The organism is Pseudomonas migulae (assembly GCF_024169315.1).
Classification (GTDB): Bacteria; Pseudomonadota; Gammaproteobacteria; order Pseudomonadales; family Pseudomonadaceae; genus Aquipseudomonas; species Aquipseudomonas migulae_B.
Genome location: NZ_JALJWR010000001.1, coordinates 3,322,596 through 3,342,407, shown reverse-complemented (window position 1 = coordinate 3,342,407; position 19,812 = coordinate 3,322,596). Strand labels below are relative to the sequence as shown.

19 protein-coding genes and 1 tRNA gene are annotated in these 19,812 nt (G+C 59.0%); 6 read left to right on the top strand and 14 right to left on the bottom strand.

All coding sequences use genetic code 11. The annotated features are described in order from the left end of the window. Positions 1–123: 123 nt before the first annotated feature. Positions 124–1,407 (top strand): aspartate aminotransferase family protein, encoded by a 1,284-nt coding sequence (locus J2Y86_RS15350; protein ID WP_253432885.1) that lies wholly within the window; start codon positions 124–126, stop codon positions 1,405–1,407. Between the two features lie 207 nt (positions 1,408–1,614). After that, positions 1,615–1,773, top strand: a complete 159-nt coding sequence (locus tag J2Y86_RS15345; protein WP_007904205.1) for a YqaE/Pmp3 family membrane protein — start codon at positions 1,615–1,617, stop codon at positions 1,771–1,773. A gap of 106 nt (positions 1,774–1,879) precedes the next feature. Here the strand turns inward: J2Y86_RS15345 and J2Y86_RS15340 are convergent, their stop codons facing one another. The 10 genes from J2Y86_RS15340 to J2Y86_RS15295 all read right to left on the bottom strand — a co-directional run bounded on the left by J2Y86_RS15340 (position 1,880) and on the right by J2Y86_RS15295 (position 12,869). After that, positions 1,880–3,706, bottom strand: coding sequence for a S9 family peptidase (locus J2Y86_RS15340; protein ID WP_253432882.1), 1,827 nt, complete (start codon positions 3,704–3,706; stop codon positions 1,880–1,882). Beyond that, positions 3,672–4,847: a pyrroloquinoline quinone biosynthesis protein PqqE gene (gene pqqE, locus J2Y86_RS15335; protein WP_059407407.1), complete on the bottom strand. Its 1,176-nt coding sequence runs from the start codon at positions 4,845–4,847 to the stop codon at positions 3,672–3,674. The genes J2Y86_RS15340 and pqqE overlap by 35 nt, the downstream gene beginning before the upstream one ends. Then, entirely contained in the window at positions 4,819–5,094 is a 276-nt protein-coding gene (pqqD, locus tag J2Y86_RS15330) for a pyrroloquinoline quinone biosynthesis peptide chaperone PqqD (protein ID WP_253432879.1), read from the bottom strand. The genes pqqE and pqqD overlap by 29 nt, the downstream gene beginning before the upstream one ends. Further along, positions 5,091–5,843 (bottom strand): pyrroloquinoline-quinone synthase PqqC, encoded by a 753-nt coding sequence (gene pqqC / locus J2Y86_RS15325; RefSeq protein WP_253432875.1) that lies wholly within the window; start codon positions 5,841–5,843, stop codon positions 5,091–5,093. Before pqqC ends, pqqD begins: the two co-directional genes overlap by 4 nt. Before the next feature lie 125 nt (positions 5,844–5,968). Then, entirely contained in the window at positions 5,969–6,880 is a 912-nt protein-coding gene (gene pqqB, locus J2Y86_RS15320; protein ID WP_253432872.1) for a pyrroloquinoline quinone biosynthesis protein PqqB, read from the bottom strand. Between the two features lie 73 nt (positions 6,881–6,953). Beyond that, the gene (gene pqqA, locus J2Y86_RS15315) at positions 6,954–7,028 is read right to left on the bottom strand and encodes a pyrroloquinoline quinone precursor peptide PqqA (protein WP_009045898.1); all 75 of its coding nucleotides are present in this window, start codon (positions 7,026–7,028) and stop codon (positions 6,954–6,956) included. Positions 7,029–7,183: 155 nt separating this feature from the next. Beyond that, entirely contained in the window at positions 7,184–9,610 is a 2,427-nt protein-coding gene (gene pqqF / locus J2Y86_RS15310; protein ID WP_253432869.1) for a pyrroloquinoline quinone biosynthesis protein PqqF, read from the bottom strand. Positions 9,611–9,658: 48 nt separating this feature from the next. After that, positions 9,659–10,453 carry a carbon-nitrogen hydrolase family protein gene (locus J2Y86_RS15305; RefSeq protein ID WP_253432866.1) on the bottom strand — a complete coding sequence of 265 codons (795 nt, stop codon included), beginning with the start codon at positions 10,451–10,453 and terminating at the stop codon, positions 9,659–9,661. 12 nt (positions 10,454–10,465) lie between these two features. Beyond that, a complete protein-coding gene (locus J2Y86_RS15300; protein ID WP_253432863.1) occupies positions 10,466–12,148 on the bottom strand; it encodes a flavin monoamine oxidase family protein in 1,683 nt (560 codons plus the stop codon). A 259-nt stretch (positions 12,149–12,407) separates the two neighbouring features. Further along, positions 12,408–12,869 (bottom strand): Lrp/AsnC family transcriptional regulator, encoded by a 462-nt coding sequence (locus J2Y86_RS15295; protein ID WP_160388417.1) that lies wholly within the window; start codon positions 12,867–12,869, stop codon positions 12,408–12,410. Positions 12,870–13,044: 175 nt separating this feature from the next. On the opposite strand from J2Y86_RS15295, the gene J2Y86_RS15290 reads away from it, so the two are divergent. Then, positions 13,045–15,399 carry a glucose/quinate/shikimate family membrane-bound PQQ-dependent dehydrogenase gene (locus tag J2Y86_RS15290; protein ID WP_253432860.1) on the top strand — a complete coding sequence of 785 codons (2,355 nt, stop codon included), beginning with the start codon at positions 13,045–13,047 and terminating at the stop codon, positions 15,397–15,399. 121 nt (positions 15,400–15,520) lie between these two features. Then, a complete protein-coding gene (locus J2Y86_RS15285) occupies positions 15,521–16,159 on the top strand; it encodes a peptidase M41 (protein WP_253440314.1) in 639 nt (212 codons plus the stop codon). A 104-nt stretch (positions 16,160–16,263) separates the two neighbouring features. On the opposite strand, the gene J2Y86_RS15280 is transcribed toward J2Y86_RS15285, so the two are convergent. The 3 genes from J2Y86_RS15280 to J2Y86_RS15270 form a co-directional block, all read right to left on the bottom strand. Beyond that, complete coding sequence (locus tag J2Y86_RS15280; RefSeq protein ID WP_253432856.1) at positions 16,264–17,073, bottom strand: DUF3037 domain-containing protein; 810 nt, start codon at positions 17,071–17,073, stop codon at positions 16,264–16,266. Continuing rightward, entirely contained in the window at positions 17,070–17,813 is a 744-nt protein-coding gene (locus tag J2Y86_RS15275; RefSeq protein WP_253432853.1) for a HipA family kinase, read from the bottom strand. The genes J2Y86_RS15280 and J2Y86_RS15275 overlap by 4 nt, the downstream gene beginning before the upstream one ends. A gap of 378 nt (positions 17,814–18,191) precedes the next feature. After that, on the bottom strand, positions 18,192–18,497 hold the full coding sequence (locus J2Y86_RS15270; protein WP_253432850.1) for a DUF3077 domain-containing protein: 306 nt from the start codon (positions 18,495–18,497) through the stop codon (positions 18,192–18,194). Positions 18,498–18,990: 493 nt separating this feature from the next. On the opposite strand from J2Y86_RS15270, the gene J2Y86_RS15265 reads away from it, so the two are divergent. Together J2Y86_RS15265 and J2Y86_RS15260 are read left to right on the top strand one after the other, a co-directional pair. Beyond that, positions 18,991–19,356, top strand: coding sequence for a type II toxin-antitoxin system RelE/ParE family toxin (locus J2Y86_RS15265; RefSeq protein WP_253432847.1), 366 nt, complete (start codon positions 18,991–18,993; stop codon positions 19,354–19,356). Then, positions 19,349–19,654 (top strand): XRE family transcriptional regulator, encoded by a 306-nt coding sequence (locus J2Y86_RS15260; RefSeq protein ID WP_253432843.1) that lies wholly within the window; start codon positions 19,349–19,351, stop codon positions 19,652–19,654. The genes J2Y86_RS15265 and J2Y86_RS15260 overlap by 8 nt, the downstream gene beginning before the upstream one ends. Positions 19,655–19,731: 77 nt before the next feature. Here J2Y86_RS15260 and J2Y86_RS15255 read toward each other — a convergent pair. Further along, positions 19,732–19,808 (bottom strand) — tRNA-Ile (locus J2Y86_RS15255). Between the last annotated feature and the right edge of the window lie 4 nt (positions 19,809–19,812).

Here is a 19,812-nt window from a genome sequence, read left to right as displayed (position 1 = left end):
CCGCTCTGCGCCTAGTCTAACCGCATTCACAAGGCTTACAGGGCCATAGAGCGCGATGAATACCGTTTACGCCGAGGTTGTTTACATAGGTATGGCAAAAAACCTCAAGCGAGGTTTTTTCGGATGAACCTGTTCAATTTACGGCGTAGCGCTCCCAGCCTTGATGACCTGAACGCGGACAGTTTTCTGCCGGCCAGAAGTGACAACCTTTCCAGCGAGCACCTGATGCCCAGTGTCGAGCGGCCGAAACAGATTTTTGTGCGCGGCCAGGGCTCCTGGTTGTGGGACAGCGACGACCGTGCCTATCTGGATTTTTCCCAAGGTGGCGGAGCCAATAGCCTCGGGCATAGCCCTTCTGTATTGGTCAATGCCATTACGGCGCAGGCTCAATCGCTGATCAACCCCGGTTTCGGCCTGCACAACCGCGGCATGCTCAACCTTACCGAGCGGCTCTGTGTCAGCACCGGCAGTGATCAGGCGTACCTGCTCAACAGTGGCAGCGAAGCCTGTGAGGCGGCGATCAAACTGGCGCGCAAGTGGGGTCAGCGGCATCGCGGCGGTGCTTCGCGGATCATCGTGGCCAGCAAAGGTTGTCATGGCCGTAGTCTCGGGACGATTCCGGCGTCGGACAGTTCCAGTCTGGTCAATCGCTTCGAACCGCAACTGCCCGGCTTCAGCCACGTGCCGTTCAACGATCTCGCTGCATTGCATGCAGCAGTGGATGCCCGGACGGTGGCAATCATGCTCGAACCGATCCAGAGCGAAGCCGGGGTCATTCCCGCCGCCGAGCATTACCTCAAGGGGGTCGAACGCCTGTGTCGTGAACTCGGGATTTTGTTGATCTTCGACGAAGTGCAAACCGGTATCGGTCGGCTAGGCACATTGCTCGCGGAACAATCCTACGGCGTGCGCGCAGATATCGTCGTCCTCGGTAAGGGGCTGGGCGGTGGCGTGCCTCTGGCGGCGTTGCTGGCGCGGGGCAAGGCTTGCTGTTTCGACATCGGCGAACTGACGGGCACCCATCATGGCAACGCGCTGATGACCGCTGCCGGCCTTGCGGTACTCGACAGCGTGCAGGACAAGGGATTTCTCGAGCATGTCCGGGAAAACGGCCAGCACCTGCGCGAAGGCCTGGCCCGTCTGGCTCATCGCTATGGACACGGTGAATTACGCGGGCAGGGGCTGCTCTGGGGTCTTACCCTGTCCGAGGATTCGGCTGACGCCGTCGTTAAATCCGCGATGTACGAAGGGCTGCTGCTCGACGCCCCGCAAGCCGATTGTCTGCGTTTTACCCCGGCACTCACCGTCAGCAAGGCCAATATCGACGAAATGCTCCTGCGCCTGGCCCGAGCCTTTTCCCGCGTACGCACCGCACAGCTGCAATGCCGAAAAGGCATTGCCGTCTGATCAGACCTGCCCTGCACGAATTCCCGAACCGTCTCGCGGTATAACGCATCGCCCCACGTTTGATTCTTTTGACGTGGGGTGTTTTTTTGTCTGCGAATTCATTTGGATACCGGCATCCGGCGAAGATTTGCACTGAACCCTGACGAACAGCGCGGGTCGATTGGTTGTGTGGCTCACACGAGCCCACTTCACATCAGGAGCTGACCCATGGACTTCATTCGTATCATCATCGCCATTCTGTTGCCGCCACTGGGTGTGTTTCTGCAAGTCGGTTTTGCCGGCGCGTTCTGGCTGAATATTCTGCTGACGCTGTGCGGTTATATTCCGGGGATCGTGCACGCGGTGTACATCATCGCCAAGCGCTGATATTCGCGGCGCCAGACAGATCGCTTTCGCGGGCAAGCCTCACTTCTACACGAGCAGCGTTATAACCGTAGGAGCGAGGCTTGCCCGCGAAGGGGACGCCACGGTATCAGTCCGCGAGCGCCATCACCCGCCGATAAAACAACCACTCCTGCTCCAGCGCATGGGCCTGGTTGCCAGCCTTGCGGAAGCCGTGACGTTCATCCGCGTAGTAATGCGCTTCAACCAGAATGCCGTTTTTCTGCAGCGCCTCGACCATGTCGCGGGTTTGCTGCGGTACAACCACGGCGTCCAGTTCGCCCTGAAAGAAAATCACCGGCACGCTGATGTTGCTCGCATGCAGCAGGGGTGTTCGTGCAGCGTAGCGCTCGGCGTCTGTGACAGGGTCGCCGATCAGCCAATCCAGGTAATCGCCTTCGAACTTGTGCGTCGCCCGACCCAGGGCCACGGGATCGCTGACTCCGTAAAGGCTGGCGCCCGCGCGAAAGACTTTCTTGAACGCCAATGCGCACAGCGTTGTGTACCCACCGGCGCTGCCGCCGCGAATAAACGCCTTGTCGCCATCGATCAACCCGCGCTCGGCGAGATGGGTGACCACCGCGCAGGCATCCTCCACATCCACGTCCCCCCAACTCAAATGCAGCGCCTGGCGATAGGCCCGGCCATAACCGCTGCTGCCCCGGTAGTTGAGGTCGGCCACGGCGAAACCGCGTTGCGCCCAGTACTGGATGCGCGGATCGAGCATCGGGTAGCACGCCGATGTCGGGCCACCGTGGATGAACACCACCAGCGGCGGCTTCGTGTCGCCAGTCATCGCCGGGTAGAAGAAACCGTGAGCCTCGCCTGCACCGCTCGGGTAGCGCAGGGTTTGCGGAACGCTGATTTGCTCGGCAGGTAGCGGCGCCACGCCACCGGCCAATACCCTGACCGCTCGGGTTTTTCGGTCGATGGCGATCACGGCGGACGAACTGACCGGCGAGGCGGCGATGCAGTAGATGAATTGTTCATCCAGTGCGAGATGTCGGAAACGGCTGTAGTCCACGGTGAAATCTTCTGGGGTTTCACCGCAAAGTCCCAGTCGGCCGAATCCGTCTTCCGTCCAACTCGCCAGGTAAGTGCTCTCACTGAGGGGCAGCCAGGTGCAACCGCCCAACTGCCAGGGCGCTGGCCCATGGTCTGCGGCGGCGCTGGGTAAAGGGCCCAGCCCTTCTGAAGATTCCACCCACGGCTGCCAGTAGCCGCCACGATCCGTCAGACAATACAGGCGACCACTGTCATCGAATCGCGGCTGCTGCAGCGACTCCTGAACACCATCGCCCACCACGCAACGGGCTTGAGCGAAATGGCGGTCGTCCTGACGGTCTGCAACCATCAGACGCGTCGCGGTCCATGGCTGGTCGGGGCGGCTCCATTCGATCCAGGCCAATCGTTGAGCGTCGGGGCTCAACGTCGGCGCGGCATAAAAGTCCGCACCTTCAGCCAGCAGATGACGCGCGCCGTCCGCCAGATCGATGGCCACCAGACGATGCCGGTCTCGATGCTCTTCAACCGCCAACACCTGCCCGTGAGCAAACTGCAGGTCGCCATAGCGGCATTCGCCGGATGTCAGTACCTCGGGCGTTTGGTCTTTCAGCGATTGGCGATACAGCTGCTGATCCGCCTCATTGACGAAAACCACCCCGTCATCTGTCAGGCAAAACGCCCCTCCGCCATATTCGTACACTCGACTGCGCACACTGAAACCCGCTGGCGTCAGGCAATGTGCCTGGCCGTCCCGCCAATGCCAGATGCGGCAAGCGGCGTCCTCGGGGCGGTATTCGTTCCAGAACAGGCCATGCTGGCCAACCTGCAATTCGGCAAAGTCGATACCGGCAGCGACGGCCTTGGCCGCGCTGAAGGGTTCAGCTTTTGGCGATGAGTCGTGAGTTTCGTTCATTGCGAAAGGCCAGTTGTTCGATGGTCTGGGTCGCGTGCTCGGCTTCTTCGCGGGCCTTGAGAATCACGCCGTGATGTTCCGACTTGCTGCACACCGGGTCGGCGTTGCTCGCGTCACCCGTGAGCATGAACGCCTGGCAGCGACAGCCGCCGAAGTCCTTTTCTTTCTCGTCGCAGGAGCGGCACGGCTCGGGCATCCAGTCGTAGCCGCGAAAGCGGTTGAAACCGAAGGAGTCGTACCAGATGTGTTGCATGCTGTGGTCGCGTACGTTGGGAAATTGCACCGGCATCTGTCGGGCACCGTGACAGGGCAGGGCGGTTCCGTCCGGAGTCACTGTCAGAAAAATACTGCCCCAGCCATTCATGCAGGCTTTCGGGCGTTCTTCGTAGTAGTCCGGCGTGACGAAAATCAGCTTGCACGGATGCCCTTCGGCTTCGAGTTTGGCGCGGTATTCGTTGGTAATGCGTTCGGCGCGGACCAGTTGCTCTTTGGTTGGCAGCAGGCCGACACGATTGAGCTGCGCCCAACCGTAAAACTGGCAGGTGGCGAGCTCGACGAAGTCCGCCTCAAGGGCGATACACAGCTCGATGATCCGGTCGATCTTGTCGATGTTGTGCCGGTGGGTGACGAAATTCAGCACCATCGGATAGCCGTGAGCCTTTACTGCGCGCGCCATTTCCAGCTTCTGCGCGAAGGCCTTTTTCGAGCCGGCCAGCAAGTTGTTCACCTGCTCGTCGCTGGCCTGGAAGCTGATCTGGATATGGTCCAGGCCGGCCTTCTTGAAGTCGCTGATTTTCTGCTCGGTGAGGCCGATGCCGGAGGTGATCAGGTTGGTGTAGAAACCCAGCTTGCGCGCTTCGGCAATCAGTTCGGCGAGGTCCTGGCGCACCAGCGGTTCGCCGCCTGAAAAACCCAATTGCGCCGCGCCCATTTCCCGCGCTTCGCGAAATACCTTGATCCACTGCTCGGTGCTCAACTCTTTGCCCTGTTCGGCAAAGTCCAATGGATTGGAGCAGTACGGGCATTGCAACGGGCAGCGATAGGTCAGTTCGGCCAGCAGCCACAGCGGCAGACCGATTTCGGGTTTGGGCGGTAACTTGCCTGACACGGAATCAGGTAAGTTCGATCCAGTGCTGAGCACGGGCGACCTCCATGAATTGCTCGATGTCATCACCGAGTTCCGGCACGCCGGGGAACTGTGCGTCCAGTTCGGCGATGATCGCCGCTACGTCACGTTCGCCATCGATCAAACCGCCGATCAGCGCAGCGCTTTCATTGAGTTTGATCATGCCTTCCGGGTAGAGCAGCACATGGCCTTTCTGCGCCGGTTCGTACTGAAAGCGGTAGCCGGGGCGCCAGGTCGGGGTCTTGCTGCGATCGAAACTCATAAGGTGATTCCTTTGTGCCAGACCCGTTGCTCGGTCACGCTGTGATACGGCGGGCGTTTCAGTTCATAGGCCATGCTCATGGCATCGAGCATGCTCCAAAGAATGTCCAGTTTGAACTGGAGAATTTCCAGCATGCGCTCTTGGCCTTCCCGCGTCGTGTAGTGCTGCAACGTGATCGCCAGACCGTGTTCCACATCGCGCCGCGCCTGACCCAGTCGGGTGCGGAAATATTCATAACCGGTCGGGTCGATCCACGGGTAATGCTGCGGCCAGCTGTCGAGGCGCGATTGGTGGATCTGCGGCGCGAACAGCTCGGTCAGCGAGCTGCTGGCGGCTTCCTGCCAATTGGCCCGGCGGGCGAAGTTGACGTAGGCGTCCACGGCGAAACGTACGCCGGGCAGCACCAGTTCCTGGGAGCGCAGCTGATCCGGGTCGAGGCCGACGGCCTGGCCCAGACGCAGCCAGGCTTCAATGCCGCCGTCTTCACCGGGGGCGCCGTCATGGTCCAGCAGACGTTGAATCCACTCGCGGCGGATCTCGCGGTCCGGGCAATTGGCCAGGATGGCGGCGTCCTTCAGGGGAATGTTCACCTGATAGTAAAACCGGTTGGCAACCCAGCCCTGGATCTGCTCGCGGGTCGCCCGGCCTTCATACATCGCCACGTGGTACGGGTGATGGATGTGGTAGTAGGCGCCTTTGGCGCGCAGGGCCGCTTCGAATTCGGCGGGGGACAGTGGGGTGTCAGTCATGTCTGTTCTCCGGGAACAACCATTGGATTCTGTGGTGTCTGGTCGACGTCATCGCTGGCAAGCCAGCTCCCACAGTGGTCGCGTAACCCTGTGAGAGCGTGGCTTGCCCGCGATGGGGCCATTCGCTACAACACAATACTCATGCCGTCATACGCCACTTCAACCTCACGCCGAACCAGCTCGGCACGCTCCGGCGAATCCTCATCGAGGATCGGGTTGGTGTTGTTGATGTGGATGAGCACTTTGCGCTGTTTGGGCAGTTGCTCCAGCACTTCCAGCATGCCCCCGGGGCCGTTTTGCGCCAGGTGACCCATTTCCCGGCCGGTGCGGGTGCCGACGCCACGGCGCTGCATTTCGTCGTCGTCCCACATCGTGCCGTCCACCAGCAGGCAGTCGCTGCCGGCCATGATGTCCAGCAGCGGCGCGTCGACCTTGCCCAGGCCAGGCGCGTAGAACAGCTTGCCGCCGGTGTTCAGGTCTTCAATGATCAGTCCGATATTGTCGCCCGGGTGCGGGTCGAAGCGGTGCGGCGAGTACGGCGGCGCAGCGCTGCGCAGCGGCAACGGGGTGAAACGCAGGCTCGGGCATGCGGGGATGGTGAAGCTCTGGTCGAGTTCGATGCGGTTCCAGTTCAGGCCGCCGTTCCAGTGGGTCAGCATGGTGAACAACGGGAAACCGGTGCTCAGGTCTTCATGGACCATGTCGGTGCACCAGACATTGTGCGGGCAACCTTCGCGCAGGCTGAGCAGGCCGGTGGTGTGGTCGATCTGGCTGTCCATCAGGATGATCGCGCTGATGCCGGTATCGCGCAGGGCGCGGCCCGGTTGCATCGGGGGGTAACTCTGGAGTTGGGCACGGATGTCCGGCGAGGCGTTGCAGAGCACCCAGTTCACGCCGTCATCGGAAATCGCGATGGACGACTGGGTCCGCGCCTTGGCGTTCAGGCTCCCGTCGCGAAAACCTGCGCAGTTCACGCAGTTGCAATTCCACTGGGGGAAACCGCCGCCGGCGGCGGAACCTAGAATCTGGACAAACATGGGCGCTCCATCATTTCAACGCTGAAAATAAAAACGCCTCGGCAAAACCGAGGCGCTGAACGGCAGGACAAACTTAGCGGCTTGCGAAGTACATGGTGACTTCAAAGCCGATACGCAGGTCGGTGTAAGCAGGTTTGGACCAGGACATGGGAGCGCTCCTTCAGGTGATGGGACAGTTGAGATCTATACATATAGTCCACCTCCAGTCGGAGATGTTCAGATAGTTAGGTGGCTATGTTACTCAAAATTACAGAGTGAAAGGCCTGCATTCTCGGAAAAAGCTAATTGCACCAGCGGTAATGATCATTTTGTCACTTGCCAAGGCGCCTCTGGTTCCGAACTGCTGGCCAGGCAGCGCCAGCCACCTTCGGCGTTGTTCAGTCGATGGGCTGCGGCTATCAGGGCGGAGCGGTCGATGGCCAGAATCGACAAGGTCAGTTGCGTCAGGTAATCCGACGAGTGGCCGGCCAGCTTGCCTTGCCAGAGCAGTTCGGCCGCCTGCGTGGCGGGCAGCGAAGCGTTGTCGAATTGATTGGCCAACGCTTGGCGCTGGGCAATGAAAGCCGCCTCGTCGATCCCCTCGATCATTCCGGGCAGGTCATTCAGGAAGCACTCAATGTGTTCCAGTAACTGCAAGGGCGCAGTGCCCGGAGACTGCACGCCAAACAGGATTCCGGTCTGCCCATGGATCTGACGCAGCGCGCTGAACACCGCATACCCCAGTTGCAGCTCAACCCGCAGGCGCTGGTAGAACGGCGTCTGACAGACATGGGCCAGCAAGCGCCAGGCGGCTTCGTCGGAGATGTCCCGGGTAGGCGTCGGACAGAACAGCAACAACGCGTGTTCGCTGGACTCGGTGTCGAGTGTTGTCCACAGGCGCTGTGAGTTGATCGAGGGCAGCGGGGACGGTTGGGTGTCCGCTACGCCGGGCACCCGGCTCAGGGCCAGACCCAACGCCGCTTGAGTCTGTGCCGACAGGCCGGTGGCCAGGCCTTCCCAGCGCGCACTCGACCCTAGCTGCTGCAAATCATCTGAGACACCGGCGTGCAAAAGGCAATGATCGGGCAGCGCCTTGAGCAGTTGTTTTATCGGGATCAGCGCAGTGCTTTTCGGTGCTTCCTGTGAGAAACCGTTAGCAGGTTTTGTCAGCTCTTTCAGCGCATGTTCGAGAACGGTCGGCATCGACTCCTGCAGTCCCGTCACCTTCAACAGCCATTCATTTCCCGATGCGCTGAAGGAAAAGTCGACGCCCGCCTGACGCGCATCCTCGCGCAATGGCTGCAAGCTGTTTTCCAGGCGCTGTTGAAGGCGGGGATGAGGTGCAGCCTCGAGCCGCCAGCGCAAATAAATTGCGCCTTCAGCGGTGTTATCCGGCAAGGCCTGGCTGAATTGCATCGGCGAGTTTTCCCGACGGCTGCGCGAACGATCCTGGGCAAATGTGCGCAGGCCGCGGTGCTTGCTGGTTTGCCCGCGAATCAGTCCGGCGTTTTGCGGCGGCGCCTCTGCGCGCAAGAACGGATTCGGTGCCGGCAGTTGCCATTCTCCGCTGAAGTTATCCACAGCACCGATTGCCTTCAGGATGTCTTTGAGCGCTACAACGCCTTGCTCGGATAAGCCGGTTTCAAGCTGTTCGCTGTCGAATCGGGCCATTTGCAAAGCACTGCTGACCTGATGCTGGCGCTGAAGCAGGGCCGCGTACTCTTCTCGCAGAGCGGTCCAATTCTGCTGAGCAGCAAAAAAGCCCAGCCAATCCTGGAGCTGCTCGCGCAGGACGCTCGCCGGTTCCTCCGTTGTGAACTCAATGTGCAGCACGGCTTGTCCGGCAAACTGATACAGCGTGTCTGCTTTCAAATGCTCAGCCAAACCGCGTGCGCGCAATTCACTCAACAACCCACCGGGTTTCGCGGCGTTCATCCAATGGCACAGAAACGCCAATGCTGCGGTCGACGAAGCGGGCAGTGATTCGAAGGCAAACAGCAGATCAAGCCGTCGCTCGCTCACCTGTTGATAACTAGCTTCCGAAGACTCCATCAGCGGCACGGGCGCCTGTTGGGGAGCGTTTTCTCCGACGGGAATCGCCGCGGCGAAACTCAGCGCCATTTGCTTCAGCTCTTCGATACTTTGCGGGCCGGCCAGGCTCAGCGTCATCTGCCCGGTCTGATAAAACCGCTGATGGAACTCCTTCAGCGCCTGCTGAAAGTCCGGTTGTGCCAGCGGCAGGCTGTCGCGGTTGCCGGCATGAAACCCGCGCAATGGATGAGTCGGCGAAAGCCCATCGAACAACGCCAGCTGCTGTTGCGCCGTCGCGTCTTGCGACCAGGCCACAAACTCTGCCTGCAACACTTCCCGTTCCCGCTGCTGATCGTCCGGATTCATACGCGGGTGAGCGAGCATGTCTGACAGACGCTCCAGCCCACCGCTGAATGCCTGCGGCGGCAGTTCGAAAAAGAAGTCTGTGGTGCGTTCGCTGGTCCGTGCATTCACTTGCCCGCCGTGACCTTGCATGTAGGCCATCAGCCCTTGTTGCGCAGGAAAACGCTCGGTGCCGAGAAACAACAGGTGTTCAAGAAAGTGCGCCAGGCCGGGCCATGCCAATGGCACGTCATGACTGCCCGCAGCGACCCGCAACGCCGCCGCACAACGCTTCAAATTCGGGGCATGACGCAGCGTTACCCGCAGGCCGTTGGCCAGGGTTTCAGTGTGGGGGCGAGGTTGATTCAACGCAGGCATGAGCACTTCCAGAACAGAGAAGCGCTAATGCTAGCGGATTACGGGTGATCAGCGCTTGTTCAGCTCGCCGTAAAGCTCCGGGCGGCGATCGAGCAAGTAGCGATTGGCGGCGCGGGAATCGACCATCAATTGACGATCCAGCTCACCAACAATCAGCGCTTCATCGAGACCGGCCTGGGCGATGCGGCTGCCATCCGGTGCGGCGATGCTGCTTTGGCCGCAGTACTGGATTTCGCCTTCGCTGCCGCAGTAATTGGCGTAAGCCACGTAGCACTGGTTTTCGAAGGCGCGGGCGCGGACGGTGACATCGGCGACGAAGTCGTAAGGAATCATGTTCGCTGTCGGCACCAGAATCAGCTCGGCGCCGGCCAGGGCCAGACGCCGCGCGTTTTCCGGAAACTCCATGTCGTAGCAGATCAGGAAACCGAGCTTCCAGCCATTGAGCTCCACCAGCGGGAAATCATCCTGCCCGGCGCTGAACATCGAGTGATCGAGGTCGCCGTACAAGTGAGTCTTGCGGTAGTTGCACAGGCGCTCGCCATTGCCGTCGATCAACTGCACAGCGTTGTAGATCTGCCCATCCTCGGTACGCTCGGGGTAGCCATACAAAATGGCGATCCCCGCGGTTTTGGCAATGCGCGCAATCTGCTGCGCCGATTCACCGTTGTGCACTTCCGCCAGTACGCTGACGGCATCGACGCCGATGTTGTAGCCAGTCAGGAACATCTCCGGCAGCACCAGCAAATCGGCGCCTTTGGCCTCCATCGCCAGTTGATGCAGGCGTTGCAGATTGCCGGCGACATCCAGGGGCAGCGGCGGACATTGGTAAAGGGCTACGCGCATTTAGGATTCCTCTTACTCGGGCAGGGCGATCGGGCCGATTTCGTTGAACACATCTCCTGGACCCGGGTTCTCGGCGTGAGTTTCACCGCCGAAGTGTTTCATGATGCCCCACACCGCATTGAGCGAGGTCTGCACCGCACCTTCAACCCACGCCGGCGTCCACGAAACGTCGTCACCCGCGATGAAAATCCCGCGTTGTTCAGCCGGCATCTCGTCCTGCATGAAATGCGCGTACATGCGCTGGTTGTAGCGATAGTGGCCGGGCAATGCACCTTTGAACGCGCCGAGGAAATGCGGGTCGGCTTCCCACGACACGGTGATCGGGTCGCCGATGATCCGCGCGGCGATGTCGACTTTCGGGTAGATCTTCTTCAACGAATCCAGCGCTAGTTTCACGCGCTTTTCCACCGGGTGCGGGAGCATTTTCAGCGCATCGCTCATCCATGAGTACGACAGGCAAATCACCCCAGGCTTGTCGTCGCCGTTGTCGAACAGGTAAGTGCCACGGGTCAGGCGATCGGTGAGGGTCATGCTCATCAGGTCGCGGCCGGTTTCCGGGTCCTTGTCCTTCCAGAACGGGCGGTCGACCATCACGAAGGTTTTCGACGATTGCATGTAGCGAGTGCGGTCCAGGGCCATCCACATCTTTTGCGAGAACAGGGTTTCGTCGCATTCGATCTGGGTGGTCAGCAGCCAGCTCTGGCAGGTGGTCAGTACCGCCGCGTACTCGCGGGTGTCGCCGTTGTTGTCGGTGACCGCAAAACGGCCGTCCGGGGCGTGAGCGATTTTTTTAACCCCGGAACGTGGCGCGCCCCTGTGCAGCGACTTGAGGCTGGTGCCTTCGGGCCAGTGCACACAACGTTCCGGCACATGACGCCAGATGCCTTGCGGCACTTGTTCAACGCCACCGACGACCAGATGTTGGTGATCGTCGCAGTTGGTCATCACGACGCGGAAGATTTCCAGCATTGAGTTCGGGAAGTCCGAGTCCCAGCCGCCGGTGCCGAAACCGACCTGGCCGAACACTTCGCGGTGATGGAATGAGAGCTTGGCGAAGGCTTCGGAGGTGGCGACGAAGTCGTAGAAAGTGCGGTCGTCCCACAGCGGAACCAGGGTGTTCCACAGTTCTTTGAGGCGCGGCACGTCACGGTCGCGGATCGCTTGCTGGATATCGGAGAACTGCGACCCGGCCTCCAGGGCGTCGGCCCAGGCGTCAGCCACTTCCTGGAACAATGCAGGAAGATCCGCCAGCTTCTGTGCGTAGTGGGTTTTGCCTTCCAGGTCGATCACGGTGCTGCCAGAGGCAGGCGTCAAAGGGTTCGGGAAGGGTTTGGTCTCGAGACCGAGCTTGTCGACATAGTGGTAAAACGCCGTGGACGACACCGGGAAGCGCATGCCGCCCAGTTCGGCGACGATGCCATCGGTCCCGTTGAACGCCTGGGAGCGCAGACGACCGCCCATCTTCGAGGCTTCGTAGACGACAGGCTTGAGGCCCAGTTTCATCAGTTCATAGGCAGCCACCAATCCAGCGATGCCTGCGCCGACAATCGCCACTTCGGCACCGTGGTTGTGCGCAGGAATGCTGCCGAGGCCAGCCGGGTGCTCGATCCAGTCGTCGAAGGCGAACGGAAAGTCCGGGCCGAAAATAGTGACTGGCTTTTTACCGTCTGCAGGATGGCGATTGTTCTTGTTCATGGCTGACCTTGCTGGCGACCGGACGCGGGATGCGCGTCTGAGTATAGGAAAAGATGGCAGCCATTCTAGAGAGCGTAGAACACGTTAATAAGACGCAATGTGTCGTCGTTTTGCTAATTTGTTGATCAAAGTGACGATCAGTGACTACACACTGGTTAATGTGGGAGCGGGCTTGCTCGCGAATGCGGTGGACCAGTCGACAGCAATGCCGGCTGATACACCCCTTCGCGAGCAAGCCCGTTCCCACAGGGAATCGCGTCTAAACCGGCTGCCCGCGATCAATCTTGCTGCTGAGAATGATCGACGTAGTCGTCTTCTCCACCCCATCCACACTCCCGATCTGATCCAGCAACTGATCCAGCTGCTCTGGCGAATCAGTCCTCAACCACGCCACATAATCAAATTCGCCACTGACCGCACACAACTGCTGCACCTGGGCCATCGCACTCAACCGCCGTAACACTTCCTTGCCGGAACGTGGTTGCACCGTGATCCCAACGTATGCCTGCAAGCCGCCGTCCACCACCCGTTGACCCAACCGCACGCCATACCCGGTGATGACCCTGGCCTTTTCCAGCCGCGCCAACCGCGAAGTCACAGTGGTGCGCGCGATACCCAATTGCCGGGCAAGCATGGCCACGCTTTCGCGGGCATTGATCTGCAGGGCGGCGATCAATTGGCGGTCGATTTCGTCAAGAACGGGCGGGCGGATGTCGGGCAAGGGTGGTCTCCAGCGATACAGATCAATGGTTCAGCATGTTACAGGCACAGCTCGAACTCCGGATGCCTGATCTAGGCTCAGTACCGCTCATGCCATTTTTGCGTGCGACAATTTGCCATAAGTAACCAGTTCGTACATTATTCCGCGCTTGTCACAAATGGGGAATATTTCCGACATGAATACTTCTGGGGCTGCTGGCGGCAGCAAATGGTTGCTGCGTGGGCTGGGTGTCCTGATTGCATTGATCGGGCTTGGACTGGCCGGCGGTGGTGGTTATCTCGTGTCGCTCGGCGGCAGTTGGTATTTCCTGCTGATGGGCCTGGCGATGCTGGTGTCCGGGCTGATGATCGCCCGTCGTATGCCGCTAGGCGCGCGGTTGTATGGTGTAGCGCTGATCCTTACTGCGATTTGGGCGGTGTGGGACACCGGCTTCGAATACTGGCCACTGGTTTCGCGCGTACTGACGTTTGCCGTGATCGGTCTGGTTGTCGCGCTGATCTACCCGACGCTCGTGCGCGCTTCAGGCGCGACGGCGGGTCGGGGTGCTTATGGCCTGGCCGGTATTCTGGGCGTCGGCGTCGTTGCAACGATGGCCTACATGTTCGTGCCGACCCACGTGGTCAAGGCCAGCGCTGAACCGGCTGTTACGCCTGTCGCACCGGGCACCGAGCAGAAAGACTGGGCCCACTGGGGCAATACCACTGCCGGCAACCGTTTTGCCGCACTGGACCAGATCAACAAGGGCAACATCGACAAGTTGCAGGTCGCGTGGACCTTCCGCACCGGCGACATCCCGCAAAGCACCGGCGCCGGCGCTGAAGACCAGAACACCCCGCTGCAAATCGGCGACACGGTCTACACCTGCACGGCCTACGGCAAGGTTTTCGCCCTCGACGCCGACACCGGCGCCCAACGCTGGAAATTCGACCCGCAAGGCACGGCGCCGAACTGGCAGCGGTGCCGTGGGCTGGGTTATTCCGAAGCCCCTGCGTCTTCGGGCAATCAGCCTACAGCCTGTACGAAACGTCTGTTTCTACCGACCGGCGATGCCCGTCTGATCGCGATCAATGCCGACACCGGCAAACCGTGTGAAGAGTTCGGCAACAAAGGCACGGTCGACCTGACCACCGACATGGGCGAAGTAAAACCGGGTTACTACCAGCAAACCTCGACGCCACTGGTCGCAGGTGACGTGGTGATCGTCGGTGGCCGCGTGGCCGACAACTATTCCACCGGCGAACCGCCAGGCGTCGTCCGCGCTTATGACGTGCGCAACGGTGAATTGGTGTGGGCGTGGGATCCGGGCAATCCGAACACCACCAAGCGCCCACCGGCCGGTGAGACGTATACCCGAGGCACACCGAACGTGTGGTCGGCGATGTCCTACGACGCCAGGCTCGGTCTGGTTTACCTGCCCACCGGCAACGCCACGCCAGACTTCTTCGGCGGCCAGCGCACGGCATTCGATGACAAATGGAACTCGTCCATCGTCGCCATCGACGTGAAGACCGGCCAGGTGCGCTGGCACTTCCAGACAACTCACCATGACCTGTGGGACTTCGACCTGCCCGCGCAACCGCTGCTGTACGACGTGCCGGACGACAAGGGCGGCCTGCAGCCGGCCTTGGCCCAAGTGACCAAACAGGGCGAGATCTTCCTGCTCAACCGTGAAACCGGCGTGCCGATCGCCCGTGTCGAAGAGCGCCCGGTGCCGCAAGGCAATGTGCCCGGCGAGCGCTACTCGCCGACCCAGCCGTTCTCGGTGGACATGCCGTCTATCGGCAACAAGACCCTGACGGAAGCGGACATGTGGGGCGCCACCCCGTTCGATCAGTTGATGTGCCGCATCCAGTTCAAAGGCATGCGCCACGAAGGCGTCTACACCCCGCCGGGCATGGACCGCGCCCTGCAATTCCCGGGCTCGCTGGGTGGCATGAACTGGGGCAGCGTCTCGGTTGATCCAAACACGAACTACATGTTCGTCAACGACATGCGCCTGGGACTCGCCAACTACATGATCCCACGCAGCAAGATCGCCGCCGGAGCCAGTGGCATCGAGATGGGCGTAGTGCCGCAGGAAGGCACACCGTTCGGTGCCATGCGCGAACGCTTCCTCTCGGCGGCCGGTATTCCGTGCCAGAAACCGCCGTTCGGCACGATGTCCGCCATCGACCTCAAAAACCACAAACTGATGTGGCAGGTCCCCGTCGGCACCGTGCAAGACACCGGTCCGCTGGGCATCCGCATGCACCTGCCAATGCCGATCGGCATGCCGACCCTCGGTGCGTCCCTGGCCACTCAGTCCGGCCTGTTGTTCTTCGCCGGTACTCAGGATTTCTACCTGCGTGCTTTCGATACCGGCAACGGGAATGAGATCTGGAAGGCGCGTTTGCCAGTCGGCAGTCAGTCCGGCCCGATGACTTACGTTTCACCGAAAACCGGCAAGCAGTACATCCTGTTGACGGTGGGTGGTGCGCGTCAGTCGACCGATCGTGGCGACTATGTGATTGCGTATGCGTTGCCTGAGTAAAGGCTGAATCGCAGGGACGAGAAAGCCGCGCAGATGCGCGGCTTTTTTGGCTGAGCGGACAGGATGGACAGCGATCGTCAATCGTAGTCGAATGCGGAATCTGGGGATGCGGGGCGATGAAATGACCAGGAACATGCCTGCAGCTGTGCGGAATCACGCATTACAGATTGCCCATCACGAAATGGGCCACTACGTCGTGGCCCGCGCGTTGGGGTTTGCAACAGGCGGCGTGACCCTGTCGGTGACCATGGACTTGCGACATCAAGGGGGCGCTTCCATCACGTTGGCGCGGCCGATTTCGACGATGGAAGCAATGAAAGCGCATTTGGAGGCCCGGATGATGGTCCTGTTGGCCGGCGCTATGGGGCAGACATTGTCTTCATCCGGGAAACGCGTCGACAAGTCGAAAGCGGTAGCCATCCTGAAAGGCGCGCAGGGGGCGGAGCAGGATTACGCCAAAGTAAAAGAGTTGCAGCATTTGCTGCGCAATATCACCTGTCACGATACGGACCCTGCGTCATCTGAGCGAATTGCGGATGAGCTCCAAGCGATGACTGATCGCGTATGGGTTCGGGTTCAAACAATCGTCGAGGACCTGGCCGATACGATCACTGGATTGGGAAGCGTGCTGGTCGACGGCATGGTCATCGTGGAGCAGTGGGGCAGGGCGGCGGATACGTATGAGGTCGTTTTTACCCGTGAAATGCTTGAGCGGTTGGGGCCAGTGCAGGCCATTCCAGCGTTAGGTGTTTGGGCGTAACGATTGTGTTCAATCGTCCTTATGGGCGCCCATTTGCCTTCGTAGTCACTATTTCGAAACCCCGAGTAACCAGCGTATTTCAAGGGGTAGCGTTTCGCGTGAGACTACTGAGCGTAATTCTGCGCGAAGGCAGCGATTGCCTGGGTCGCCTGGAAGTCGACCAACTGCAAGCCGCTCTCCTGGATGCTCGTCTTGGCGACCTGTACCGCTTTCCGGTGGCGAGGCGATTGACTTTCAGCTGGAGTGGTTACGGGGATCAGGACGTTTTTCAACTGAATGATTCCTTCCTTTTCAGCCCGTACAAATTTCATCAGCCACTGGTCGCAGTGGTCGAGTATCGCGCTTGGCTCAGTCTGATCAAAAGCCAAAGGTTTGATCGCGGCCACCACTTCGTTTCGATGAACCAACGGCAGGTGCAATTTGGTCAGTTCGCCAGTCAGAGTGTCATCCCGGAAATTGCGGATCGATGCTTCTAAGAACATCGTCCGAATATCTCGAACCATTAATTCTTCGGGACGATCACGTCCTACGCCTAGGCGCTCGATATAGCGGCTATACAGCGTTGCAAGTGTTGCGTCGAAGTTTTCCACCAAAATCGAGCGCATGGGACTGAAGCGAACTATTGATTCCTTCGGCTCGGTCAAGAAGCGGAAGTGGTTAACGATCTGCGATTCCTGGGCTTCTGCAGTCATGAGGCGCACGCTATCCAATTCATTCTGGGCTATTTCCATGGCCTTGGCGAATAGGTTGCTGCACTCGAAAAAATGGTTGACCCGTTTCAGATTTCTACGGGCGAGCCTGTACTCCATGCGTCCTATGGCTGGTGCCGAGAGAACGATGCCAACATTGGCAAACTCTTCGGTTTCGGCGAAAGGCGCGAAGCGCACGATGCTGTAAAGGCAGGTGTATTTCATTGCAGGACGCTCCAGAACTCGTCCGATTGGCAGAGCATCAGATTGCTTTCAATTTCTTCGAGCAGAATATCGAACCCAGGTTTGCCGATGGATTCACACCATTCATCGGGGATATCCAAGCATAGGTCACGAAATCGCTTTGCAGTGTCGTGCATCCGTTGGCCGTATTCAACTTTGTCGACCATATCCAGTTGCCATGTACGATTGTTCGGGCCAAACACGTGGCTTTCCGAGAACTTTTGGGCATCCATGGGCCATTGAAATGCCTGGTTGTGGTCTATCAGCTGGAGCTGGTTATCGAATCCAGACATCAGTAGGTTGGGCCGCCCGCCCAGTGGCCCTAACTGGCGATCAGCGTTGCCTACCCAATAGTCGAAGATAAATACGGCTTTTTGCAGATTGCTAGGAACCTGCTGCGCTTGTGAATACAAAAGGTCTGCTGCATCGGCGACATACGCCAAGGCATAACTGTCACCCGGCCCTAGATCGTTACGTGCTTCCAAGTTGTAGCGCAATAGGGCGGGATCAATGTAGATATAGCCATGTTCGGGAATCGGTAGGCCGAATTGAGCTGCGAGACGGGCACAAAGTAGTTCTGCAATGCGCTCGTTTGGCGGCAATTCCAATCCCTTGGCCACATAATGCTTGTCATTACTGGCACGGCACAGAAAGGGACGTGTAATGCCTCCCTCCAGTCGCCGGATAATCTCAACCGCTTCTATGTAATTGCCCACGGCCATTTCCGGCGTCCTTAAAAATCAGCTTGCCAGACGATACTGGTCTACGCGCTGCTGCACCATGCCCTGCAATGATTTTTTAGGTCCATCGTATAAGCAAAATCCCAACTGAAATTCATAGCCCACTCGGGATACTCTGCTGCGCTAAATAATCGGTAGTTGCGCGGTTGCTTCTTTTCGATGCAAAAGTTATTTTCGCCTCGTCAGCACAGACCGGAGCCTTCGACGCAAGGGGTGTTGATTTCGGTGGCGCAAGCCACTCCTAGCCAGTGAGCGGGATAAGCGGGAAACCGTGAAAGGAGAGACCGATATTGAGATTTACAAGAAGCCCTGATGCGGAAGCATCGGGGCTTTTTGCTGTCTATCAAACGGTATCCGTTACTATTCGGACTTCGTATCGGTGCGATCAGGCCCGCGTTCCAGCACCTTCATCACATCATCGACCACAGCCTTGCTCATCGCCGTCAGGTAATGTGCGGCCCAGATATGGCGGTCGGTATCGCGGTTAAAGGCAGCGTCTCTGGTCAGTTCCTTGGAAAGGAACAGAAAATCGGAGGCCATGGCTAACGCATCACTGAGGGGAACGTCTCGCGTGACATGGAACAGCGGTTGGTTCGAGCAGTAGATGAAGGGGGTGAGGCCGATGGTTTTCAGTTCTGAGGATGCTGAAGGGTTCGCTTTTGTCATTGTGTAGCTCCTAATTTGGGAGGCTGTCACATTCGTTTCCAAGCGAATGGGTGACAGCTGTGCGCAGGTTGGAAAACCGGGAAATTAGGAAACCGGCACGTCCGAAGACGTCCCGCGCACAGCCGCCATAACTCAAGAGCTCAAGCCAGGAAAGCCTTTGCAATCGTGAAGAGGCGCTGTTGCGAATAATTTCGACGGGTTTCCAAGCCCGATCGCTGAATGGTCAGCGACGTCCCGAGACTATCCCGTCGAAGAAAAGCGCAACAAGGCATCAAAGTGCCCAAAAAGGACGATTCGGAGTTTGCCTACAACGTCTGCGGACGTCATCCGATATTCCGACACCAGAAGTAAACAAAACCAAACGCCAGACGCGAACACCCAGCTCCAGCGAGCAACCACCGTTAACAATTTCATTGGCAACCCGAGTGGTCGCTCGGCCGCTAACGCCTAGAGTTATTCCCTTGAGATCATATTCCTTGGGTGACATATTGGTATGGGTTGGGAAGTGGAATACACCGATGAATTTGAAGGCTGGTGGGATCGCCTCAACGAAGCAGAGCAGGACTCCGTACAGGCAACAGTGATGTTGCTAGGTGATGAGGGACCGCAGTTGGGTTTTCCTTACACCAGCGATATCAAGGGCTCCCGGCATGGCAACCTCCGAGAGTTGAGGGTGCAACATGCTGGCAGACCCTACCGTGTGCTGTATGCCTTTGATCCTCGGAGATGCGCGATCCTGTTGATCGGCGGTGATAAAACCGGCCACGATCGTTGGTATCTGAAGCACGTGCCGCTAGCCGAACGTCTGTACGACGAGCATTTGGAAACTTTGAAGAACGAGGGCTATGACAATGGCTAAAAAATTCGCTGATTTAGTGGCAGGGCGCTCGCCTGAGGCTCAGGATCGTGTCGACGCGCTGGTTCGAAAGATGCGAGCGGAAATGCCGTTGCACGAGTTGCGACAGGCTCAGGCATTGAGCCAGGAAACGTTGGCCAAAACCCTGCATGTCAATCAGGCGGCGATTTCGAGGATGGAGCGACGCACCGACATGTACATCAGCACGTTGCGCAACTACATACGCGCAATGGGCGGCGAACTGGAAATCATCGCGACCTTTCCTGAGGGGCAGGTAAAGATCGAAAACTTTGCAAGCTGAGCGACTTAAAAACCAGTTCTAAAAAAACCAGTCATTCAGACACGAAAAAGCCGCGCATTCAGCGCGGCTTTTTTGTTTGGTGGGCCCACACGGACTTGAACCGTGGACCAAAGGATTATGAGTCCTCTGCTCTAACCAACTGAGCTATAGGCCCTCAG

Excerpts from the sequence above, each read along its gene's own strand:
- J2Y86_RS15275 (WP_253432853.1), bottom strand. The coding sequence starts at position 17,813 with ATGGCCGTGGGCAATTACATAGAAGCGGTTGAGATTATCCGGCGACTG.
- J2Y86_RS15340 (WP_253432882.1), bottom strand. The coding sequence starts at position 3,706 with ATGAACGAAACTCACGACTCATCGCCAAAAGCTGAACCCTTCAGCGCG.
- J2Y86_RS15290 (WP_253432860.1), top strand. The coding sequence starts at position 13,045 with ATGAATACTTCTGGGGCTGCTGGCGGCAGCAAATGGTTGCTGCGTGGG.
- J2Y86_RS15305 (WP_253432866.1), bottom strand. The coding sequence starts at position 10,453 with ATGCGCGTAGCCCTTTACCAATGTCCGCCGCTGCCCCTGGATGTCGCC.
- pqqF (WP_253432869.1), bottom strand. The coding sequence starts at position 9,610 with ATGCCTGCGTTGAATCAACCTCGCCCCCACACTGAAACCCTGGCCAAC.
- pqqD (WP_253432879.1), bottom strand. The coding sequence starts at position 5,094 with ATGAGTTTCGATCGCAGCAAGACCCCGACCTGGCGCCCCGGCTACCGC.
- pqqB (WP_253432872.1), bottom strand. The coding sequence starts at position 6,880 with ATGTTTGTCCAGATTCTAGGTTCCGCCGCCGGCGGCGGTTTCCCCCAG.
- J2Y86_RS15350 (WP_253432885.1), top strand. The coding sequence starts at position 124 with ATGAACCTGTTCAATTTACGGCGTAGCGCTCCCAGCCTTGATGACCTG.
- J2Y86_RS15345 (WP_007904205.1), top strand. The coding sequence starts at position 1,615 with ATGGACTTCATTCGTATCATCATCGCCATTCTGTTGCCGCCACTGGGT.
- J2Y86_RS15265 (WP_253432847.1), top strand. The coding sequence starts at position 18,991 with ATGGGTTGGGAAGTGGAATACACCGATGAATTTGAAGGCTGGTGGGAT.
- J2Y86_RS15270 (WP_253432850.1), bottom strand. The coding sequence starts at position 18,497 with ATGACAAAAGCGAACCCTTCAGCATCCTCAGAACTGAAAACCATCGGC.
- J2Y86_RS15260 (WP_253432843.1), top strand. The coding sequence starts at position 19,349 with ATGGCTAAAAAATTCGCTGATTTAGTGGCAGGGCGCTCGCCTGAGGCT.
- J2Y86_RS15285 (WP_253440314.1), top strand. The coding sequence starts at position 15,521 with ATGACCAGGAACATGCCTGCAGCTGTGCGGAATCACGCATTACAGATT.
- J2Y86_RS15280 (WP_253432856.1), bottom strand. The coding sequence starts at position 17,073 with ATGAAATACACCTGCCTTTACAGCATCGTGCGCTTCGCGCCTTTCGCC.
- J2Y86_RS15300 (WP_253432863.1), bottom strand. The coding sequence starts at position 12,148 with ATGAACAAGAACAATCGCCATCCTGCAGACGGTAAAAAGCCAGTCACT.
- pqqC (WP_253432875.1), bottom strand. The coding sequence starts at position 5,843 with ATGACTGACACCCCACTGTCCCCCGCCGAATTCGAAGCGGCCCTGCGC.